The sequence below is a fragment of the Actinosynnema sp. NPDC059797 genome, assembly GCF_042732085.1.
GTDB lineage: Bacteria > Actinomycetota > Actinomycetes > Mycobacteriales > Pseudonocardiaceae > Actinosynnema.
Map to the genome: position 1 here is coordinate 1 of NZ_JBHWIE010000317.1, position 8,282 is coordinate 8,282.

Annotated in this window: 7 protein-coding genes; 3 read left to right on the forward strand and 4 right to left on the reverse strand. The window is 74.2% G+C overall.

Going from position 1 to position 8,282, the window contains the following annotated elements; genetic code table 11:
- Positions 1 to 151: 151 nt before the first annotated feature.
- A complete protein-coding gene (locus ACFV4N_RS35630; protein WP_499677065.1) occupies positions 152 to 1,795 on the reverse strand; it encodes a cellulose binding domain-containing protein in 1,644 nt (547 codons plus the stop codon).
- A gap of 92 nt (positions 1,796 to 1,887) precedes the next feature.
- Entirely contained in the window at positions 1,888 to 2,970 is a 1,083-nt protein-coding gene (locus tag ACFV4N_RS35635; RefSeq protein WP_499677066.1) for an oxidoreductase, read from the reverse strand.
- A gap of 32 nt (positions 2,971 to 3,002) precedes the next feature.
- Between ACFV4N_RS35635 and ACFV4N_RS35640 the strand changes: the two genes are divergently transcribed.
- The 3 genes from ACFV4N_RS35640 (at position 3,003) to ACFV4N_RS35650 (ending at position 6,364) form a co-directional block, all read left to right on the forward strand.
- On the forward strand, positions 3,003 to 3,905 hold the full coding sequence (locus ACFV4N_RS35640; protein WP_499677067.1) for a sigma-70 family RNA polymerase sigma factor: 903 nt from the start codon (positions 3,003 to 3,005) through the stop codon (positions 3,903 to 3,905).
- A 45-nt stretch (positions 3,906 to 3,950) separates the two neighbouring features.
- On the forward strand, positions 3,951 to 5,327 hold the full coding sequence (locus ACFV4N_RS35645; RefSeq protein WP_499677068.1) for a glycosyl hydrolase family 18 protein: 1,377 nt from the start codon (positions 3,951 to 3,953) through the stop codon (positions 5,325 to 5,327).
- Between the two features lie 77 nt (positions 5,328 to 5,404).
- On the forward strand, positions 5,405 to 6,364 hold the full coding sequence (locus tag ACFV4N_RS35650) for a DNA polymerase domain-containing protein (RefSeq protein ID WP_499677069.1): 960 nt from the start codon (positions 5,405 to 5,407) through the stop codon (positions 6,362 to 6,364).
- A 119-nt stretch (positions 6,365 to 6,483) separates the two neighbouring features.
- On the opposite strand, the gene ACFV4N_RS35655 is transcribed toward ACFV4N_RS35650, so the two are convergent.
- A complete protein-coding gene (locus ACFV4N_RS35655) occupies positions 6,484 to 6,807 on the reverse strand; it encodes a hypothetical protein (RefSeq protein ID WP_499677070.1) in 324 nt (107 codons plus the stop codon).
- 69 nt (positions 6,808 to 6,876) lie between these two features.
- The coding region (locus ACFV4N_RS35660; RefSeq protein WP_499677071.1) for an outer membrane protein assembly factor BamB family protein at positions 6,877 to 8,282 on the reverse strand (1,406 nt) is incomplete at its 5' end.

The window sequence follows — 8,282 nt, forward strand, 5'->3', positions numbered from 1 at the left end:
TTCTTTTTTAAGCCCCCGCGACGGCCGTCTTCCGTCCCGGGCTGGGGGTTATGCCCCCCGCCCGCCCGCCCGCCCCGATCGTCGCTATTGCGTTTGGCGCGGGCCCCCACCGCTATCCCCGCCGAACGGGCGGGCCCGGCGGAATACCGGGTCACGGCGTCACCGGGACGTTGGTCAACCCGTCCACCGCGCGGGTGGCGGTGTTCGAGGCGTGCACCACGTTGGGCAGGCCCGCGCACTTCGAGGTCGAGGTGATGCGGATGGCGTACCGGCCGACACCGCCGAGGTCGGAGCGGTTGCCCCGCCAAGTGTTGCCGCAGCCGTTGGGCGACGGCGGCGTGGTCACCGGGTTGTGGGTCTCGTAGCCGTTGGCGAACGTGCCGGGCGCGGCGAAGGTCCCGGTGTTGTCCTCGATCAGGTAGCCCACGCCCTTCACGTCGACCCACGAGTCCGCGGAGTTCTGACCGGACAGGCCGGTGCCGTCGAAGGTGTTGCCGCGGACCACGCCGCCGGAAGTGCCCTCCTTCACGTCGACCGCCTCCGCGGTGACGTGCGGACCGACGTGGTTGCCCAGCACCCGCACCCGGTCGCTGCGGTCCACTCCCCCGGTGTTGCCGTGGCAGTCCCAGTTGGAGCCGGCCGAACCGATGTAGACGCCCTCGCCGTAACCGGGCTGCGCCAGACCGGTGTGGCTGATGACGGAGCCGCGCAGCACGCTGTCGGAGGAGGAGCGGCGGAAGTGCACCGCCTCCTCGTCCACGTGGTGCACCCGCACCCCGTCGACCACGGTGTGGGGGGAGGCGTCGACGACGATGCCCTTCTTCGACTCGCGCACCGTGAACCCGACCAGGTTCCAGTGCGGCGCGCCGTGCAGCCAGAGCCCGTAGCCCGGGTCCCAGCCGGGGGTGGGCGCCGGGCACGCCGGGCCGCTGCCGGACGGACCGTCGTTGACCAGCACCGCGTCCGCCGGACCGGTCAGGGTGATCGGCGCGGCCGCCGTGCCCGGCGAGGTCGCGGTGAACGAACCCCGGTACACGCCCGGCGCCATCCGGATGGTCACCCCCGGCGCGGCGGCGGCCAGCGCGGCCCGCAACTGCTCGGCCGTGGCCACGTCCACGGTGGTGGACCCGGCGGGAGCGGTGACCGCGGTGACCGCCGCACCGGGCGCGGAGGTGTTGCCCGCCGCGTCACGCGCCCGCACGGTGAACACGTGCGCGGTGGCCGGCAGCAGACCGGTCACGGTCACCGAGGTCGACGCGGTCGTGGCCACCACGACACCGCCGGAGAGCACCTGGTAGTCGACCACACCCACGTCGTCGACCGCCGCCCGCCAGGTCAGCGACACCGAACCCGCCGTCACCGCCGTCACCCCCGGCTCGGCCGGCGCGGTCGGCGGCGAGGTGTCCTGGACGGGACCCCGGCACGGCGCGCCGTCGACCAGGCAGCCGACGGGCAACCCGGACCCGCTGACCGTGAAGCCGAACCCCACCGAGCCACCGGGCGGGATGCGCCCGTTGTGGGCGGCGTTGGCGAACCGGTGGCGCCGCCCGTCACGGGTCGGCACCGAATTCCAGGAGTTGGTCACCGACGTCCCCGTCGGCAGGTCGAACTCGACCACCCACCCGGCGCTGTCGGCGTCACCGGTGTTGGTGAGCACGAACCGCCCGCCGTAACCGGTGCCCCACACCGACTCCTGGCCGAACTCCGCGGTCACGCGCGCCGCCGCGGCGGAGGCGGGCGCCGGGACGAGCGCGCAGACCACCGCGATGAGCAACGCCGGGACAACTCTTCTCATGCCGTCGCACCTTCCGGTCACGGGCCGAGCGGGGGCGTCGCGGCCCACCCCCTCGTGGACCCGCACTTCATAGCAAGCCGCCGGGCCCCCGGTCACGCCTCCCAGGCGAGCACCGGGTAGTCCAGGTAGCCCGCCACCCCGCCGCCGTAGTAGGTGGCCGGGTCGCCCGGCGCCGGGTCCCGACCCAGCGCGAACCGGGCCACCAGGTCCGGGTTCGCGATGAAGTGCCTGGCGAACGAGACCGCGTCCGCCGCACCCGCGCCCACCACCGCCTCGCCCGAGCACCGGTCGAAACCGTTGTTGGCGATCAGCGGACCGCCGAAGCGGCGGCGGTGCCGGGCGAACAACCCCACGTCGGGACGCCCGCCCGGGACCGGGTCCGGACCACGCAGGTGCAGGTAGGACACCGGGTGCCCGGCCAGCTCGCCGACCAGGTCCTCGGTGTCGGGCCCCGCCTCCAACCGCACCCCCGCCCCACCCCACGGCTCCGCCGCCGCGGCGACGACCTCCAGCAGCAACCGGGCCCGGTGGACGCCGTAAGCGTCCGTGCGGAGGTTCAGCCGCGGGTCGAGGAACTGCGCCACCAACGACGGCCCCAGCGCGTGCACCTCCACCCCGTCGAACCCGGCCCGACGCGCGTTCACCGACGCCGCGTGGAACTCGGCCACCGCGCCCGCCACCTCCGCACCGGTCATCGCCCGCGGCGTCGGCGTCGGCTTCGGCCCCTCCCGCGTAAAACTGGTCAACCCCGGGTTCACCTCCGACGGCCCCGCGGGCCGCGCCCCGCCCAGGTGGTCGGGGTGCGACGCCGCGCCCGCGTGCCACAGCTGCAGCACGATCCGACCGCCCAGCGCGTGCACCACGCCGGTCACCCGCCGCCACCCCTCCACCTGCGCCGCGTCGAACGCACCCGGCACGTCCACGAACCCGATCGCCCCCGCCGACACCCACGCGCCCTCGGTCACGATCAACCCGGCGGCCGCGCGCTGCCCGTAATAGGCGGCGTGCCACCCGGTCGGCGCCAGGTCCGCGTTGCCGGCACGCGCCCTGGTCACCGGCGCCATCACCACCCGGTTCGGCAACGCCAACCCGCCCAGCCCCACCGGGCGCAACAACGACGACATCGTGCCTCCTCCTGATCCGGTCACCTTCGCGGTGCGCGTCTCGTCCACCACGTGGACGAACCTCGAACGGAAAAGGGGACCGGGTGCACGACCGGCTGGCGGAACACTTCGAAACCCACCGCGCCCACCTGCGCGCGGTCGCCCACCGCATGCTCGGCTCCACCGCCGAAGCCGACGACGCGGTGCAGGAGACCTGGCTGCGCCTGCGCCGCGTCGACCCCGACGAGGTGCGCGATTCCGCAGCCTGGCTGCGCACCGTCGTCTCCCGCGTGTGCCTGGACGCGCTGCGCGCCCGCAAAGCCCGCCGCGAGGACGACCCCGCCACCGCACCCGAACCACGCGACACCGCCGACCCCGAAGCCGAAGCGGTCCTCGCCGACTCGGTCGGCCACGCCCTGCTCGTCGTCCTGGACGCCCTCTCCCCCGCCGAACGCGTCGCCTTCGTCCTCCACGACGCCTTCGCCGTCCCGTTCGACCAGATCGCGCCCGTCGTCGACCGCACACCCGCCACCACCAAGAAGCTCGCCAGCCGAGCCCGCCGCAAGGTCCGGGGCGCACCCGTGCCACCCGACCCGCTCGACCGCCGACGACGCGTCGTCGAGGCCTTCCTCGCCGCCTCCCGCCGCGGCGACCTCACCGCCCTGCTGGACGTCCTCGCCCCCGACGTCGTGCGCCGCGCCGACCCCGCCGCCCTCCCACCCGGGGCCGCCACCGAACTGCGCGGCGCCCACGCCGTCGCGACCGAGACCGCCACCCTCACCCGCAACGCCCGGCACGCCGGCACCGCCCTGGTCGACGGCGCCGTCGGCATCGTCGTCGCACCGCGCGGCAGGCTCACCCTGGCCCTCACCGTCACCGTCGTGGGCGACCGGGTGGCCGCCTACGACGTCATCGCCGACCCGGTCCGGCTGCGCGCCCTGTCCATCGCCGCGCTCCCACCACGTTCCTCCCGCTTTTATCGTGACTTGAATCAAGCTCTCCAGTAAGGTTCTGCCCGGCTGCCGCCAGCAGGCCCTGAAAGGGACACGCCCATGCGGTTCTCGGCATCACCCCGGCGGCCACGACTGCGCGCCGCCGCGCTCGCCCTCGCCACCGCGGCGGCAGGCCTCACCGCCTCCCTCGCCACGGCACCCGCCGCGCACGCCGCGCTGCCGGCCGGCTTCAAGAGCGTCGGCTACCTGCCCTCCTGGGCCGGCAGCGTCAACGCCGTCCAGTACACCAAGCTCACCCACGTCAACTACTCGTTCGCCCTGCCCAACGCCAACGGCACCCTCCAGGCCGTCCCCGACCCGGGCAAGCTCACCTCGCTGGTCGCCCTCGCCCACGCCAACGGCGTCAAGGTCTCCCTGGCCATCGGCGGCTGGAACGACGGCGACGACTCCGCCTTCGAAGCCCTCGCCGCCACCGCGAACTCCCGCACCACCTTCGTCAACAGCGTCGTCAACGTGATCAACCAGTACGGCCTCGACGGCGTCGACATCGACTGGGAGTACCCCGACCCCGGCGCGTCGGCCACCAACTTCACCACCCTGATGGGCCAGCTCTCCACGGCGATGCGCAGCCGCGGCAAGCTCCTCACCGCCGCCGTCGTCTCCGGCGGCGGCACCGCCGAGGGCGTCCAGACCGCCGTGTTCGGCCACGTCGACTGGCTCAACATCATGGCCTACGACGGCGGCAGCCCCCACGCCAACTACGACTGGTCCATCGCGAGCGCCAACTACTGGAAGGGCCGCGGCCTGCCCGCCGCCAAGACCGTCCTCGGCGTGCCCTTCTACAGCCGCCCGAACTACTACACCTACGCCCAACTCGTCGCCCTCGACCCGGCCAACGCCAACCGCGACTGCACCACCGTCAACGGCGCCCAGCAGTGCTACAACGGCCTGCCCACCATCCGCCGCAAGACCCAGTGGGCCCGCGCCAACGCCGGCGGCATCATGAACTGGGAGCTATCCCAGGACACCACCGGCAGCACCTCCCTGCTCAACGCCATCCACGAGACCGCGAGCGGCACCAACCCCACCCCGCGCACCGGCCCCGTCACCGGCATCGCGGGCAAGTGCGTCGACGTCGCGAGCGCCAACAGCGCCAACGGCACCGCCGTCCAGCTGTGGACCTGCAACGGCACCGGCGCCCAGACCTGGACCGTCGCCCCCGACAGCACCATCCGCGCCCTCGGCAAGTGCCTCGACATCACCAGCGCCGGCACCGCCAACGGCACCACCGCCCAACTCTGGGACTGCAACGGCACCGGCGCCCAGACCTGGCAGGCCCAGTCCAACGGCACCCTGCGCAACCCCGCCTCCGGCCGCTGCCTCGACGCCACGAACCAGAGCTCCGCCGACGGCACCCGGCTCCAGATCTGGGACTGCACCGGCAGCGCCAACCAGGTGTGGCGCCTGCCCGCCTGACCCTCGCGCGGCCCGCCCCGCCACGGGGCGGGCCGCACCGACTTGCCCGCCCCGCCCCGACCGACCAGGGTTGGGGAATGGGTGACGAACGCGGCGGCGTCCCGCTGACCAACCTCGACCAACCGCTCTTCGACGGCGCCGAGGCCACCAAGGGCGACCTCGTCGACTACCTCGACGCGATCCACGACAAGATCGTCCCCGCCCTCGCCGGCCGCCCCCTCTCCGTCGTGCGCGTGCGCCCCGGCCAGGAACCGTTCACCCAGAAGAACCTCCCCAAGTACACCCCGCCCTGGGTCCGCACCACCACGCTGTGGGCCGAGACCTCACGGCGCGAGATCCGCTACGCCCTCTGCGACGACCGCCGCACCCTGCTCTGGTTCGCCAACCAGCGCGCCGTCGAGTACCACGTCACCCTCGGGCACGCCGACACCCCCGACCGGCCCACCCACCTCGTCCTCGACCTCGACCCGCCCGAGGGCGCCGGCTTCGACGCCGTGGTCGCCGCCGCCCGACTCGTCCACCGGGCCCTGACCGACGAAGGGCTGACCGGCCTGGTCAAGACCAGCGGCTCCAAGGGCGTGCACGTCTTCGTGCCCATCGACGCCGGCGACGACGACGCGGCCGCCGCCACCCGCGCCCTGGCCGCCCGCGCCGAACGCCTGGACCCCGGCATCGCCACCACCGCGTTCATCAAGGACGACCGCGGCGGACGCGTGTTCCTCGACTCCACCCGCGCCCACGGCGCCACCGTGGCCGCCGCCTACAGCCCCCGCATCCGACCCGGCGCGACCGTCTCGTTCCCCGTGCCGTGGGACGACCTCGACTCCGTGAACCCGGCCGACTTCACCATCCGCACCGCACCCGCCCTGCTCGGCGACGACGACCCCTGGCACGGGCGGATGCCCTCACCCCAGCGGCTGCCCGACGACCTGGTCGCCGAGGGCCACACCATCCCGGTCGCGCGCGTCCAGGCGATGCACGAGGGCAAGCGGCGGGCCCGCGCCCTGCGCGGCGGGCAGCAGGCTCCGGCCGAGTAGATCACCTGGCCGGTGGCGTGGTCACCCCGAACCCCGCCCCGAACCGTTGCTTTCGAGCAACACTGAAGTCATGGAGGAAGTCGCAGGCAAGCGCACCGCGATGCGGTCCCGGCGTGGTTTCAGGAGGACAGCTGCGACCAGGAGACCAGCACCGTCACGAAAAGCGCGACGACCGCCACCAGGCCGAGCACGCCCCCGACGACCAACCCGGTGCCGACCGAGTTCCACGGCGGCCGGAGGAACTCGAGCGCGAGCCCCACCACGATCGAGCCGACCGCGACGCCGGTGAAGGCGTACCCGTACTCGCCGCCGCGCCGGCCCAGGTCGGCGAAGGCAGCCGACGAGTATGCCTCCACCACCGCCAGGAACAGCGCGACCGGGACCAGGGCACCCGCGAACGCCACTCCGGGGCGCCTGCGCGCCCGCCGGTCGAGATCATCCACCGCACCAGTCTCCCGCGCCGCCGGGAACGCCGGCATGAGCAGACCTACGCGAACCTCCCGGCACCCACTTCAGAGGCGGGACAGGCGCAGCACGCTCCCCTCATTGTTGGCCGAGACGTGCAGGGCGCCGTCCGGGCCCACGGCGAGGCCGGCGAACCGGCGCGGCGAACCGGGCATGCCGTGGCAGAACAGCGCCGGGTCGGGGCGGTCCACGCCCGGCGGCGGGCCGACCGCCAGCTCCTCGGCCTCGACCCTGGTCTCCCCCGTCGCCGGGTCGATCGCCAGCAGCCTGCGCCGCCCGGTCTCCACGGTGACCAGTTCGCCGTCGAGCACCACCAGGCCCTGCGGCGCGGCGAGCCCTTCGGCGACCGGCACCGCCTCCCCGTCTTCCAGGCGCAGCACCGCGCCGCGCCGGTCGTCGCTCGCGTAGCAGCGCCCCCGGTCGTCCAGGGCGACGTCCACGGGGTGGTCCAGCCCGTCCGCCAGCACGGTGACGACGTCGTCCCGGTCGACGGCCAGGACCCGTCCCCCGCCCGTCTCCGCGACCACCAGCGCGCCGTCCCCGCGCACCGCGATGCCCGTGGGCCGGTCCAGCCCGCTCGCCCGCACGCGCACGGCGCCGGTCGCCGGGTCGTAGGTGCGCACCTGGCCGTACTGCGAGGTCGTGTGCAGTAGCCCGCCCTCGGCCGCGATGCCGTGCACGAACACGAGCAGGTCGCGTGCCACGACGCCGTCCGCGCCGGGGGTCGCCGCGCTGTAGTGGTCGGCCACGCGCACCGCGCCGCCCGCGTCCACCGCCACCCCGTAGGGTCCGACGAGACCCCGGGGCACGACCTCCCGCGTCCGGCCGTCGGGGTGCGCCTCCAGGATCCCGCCGCTCGCGAAGCTGGAGACGAACATGCGGTTGTCGTCGTCGAACGCCGCGTTGTCCAGCCCCGTCACGCCGGTGGCGACGACCGTGCGCGCGCCGGAGCCGAAGACGTCGATCCACGTCATGACGCCCTCCGCGCCGCGCGACAGGACCACCAGGGCGCCGGCCCGGTCGAAGCGCACCGCGACCGGCTCGTGCACGTCCTCCGCGACCAGCTCGGGTTCACCGCCGTCCAGGGGCACCCGGAACACCCGGCCCGTCAGCATGTGCGGGTAGTACAGGCAGCCGTCCGGGCCGAGCTGCATCGCGTTGCCCATGGCCAGCCCGTCGGCGAGCACCCGGGGTTCGCCGCCGCGCGGGAACAGCTCCAGCAGGCGGCCGTCGACCTTCATCTCGTTGACGAACAGCCGGTCGCCGACGCACGCGATGCCGTTGGGCACCGCCACGTCCTCCGACACCGGGGTGAGGTCGCCGCCCGGGTCGCGCCGCCACACCCGGCCGGGGACCAGGTCGGTGACGTACATCGAGCCGTCCGCGCCGAACGCCAGGTCGTCCGGCGACCGCACGGGGCCGCCCTCGGGCACGACCACCTCGACCTCGCCGG

What these genes read in the sequence shown, in the direction of transcription:
- ACFV4N_RS35630 (WP_499677065.1), bottom strand. Translation starts at nt 1,795, where the DNA reads ATGAGAAGAGTTGTCCCGGCGTTGCTCATCGCGGTGGTCTGCGCGCTC.
- ACFV4N_RS35645 (WP_499677068.1), top strand. Translation starts at nt 3,951, where the DNA reads ATGCGGTTCTCGGCATCACCCCGGCGGCCACGACTGCGCGCCGCCGCG.
- ACFV4N_RS35650 (WP_499677069.1), top strand. Translation starts at nt 5,405, where the DNA reads ATGGGTGACGAACGCGGCGGCGTCCCGCTGACCAACCTCGACCAACCG.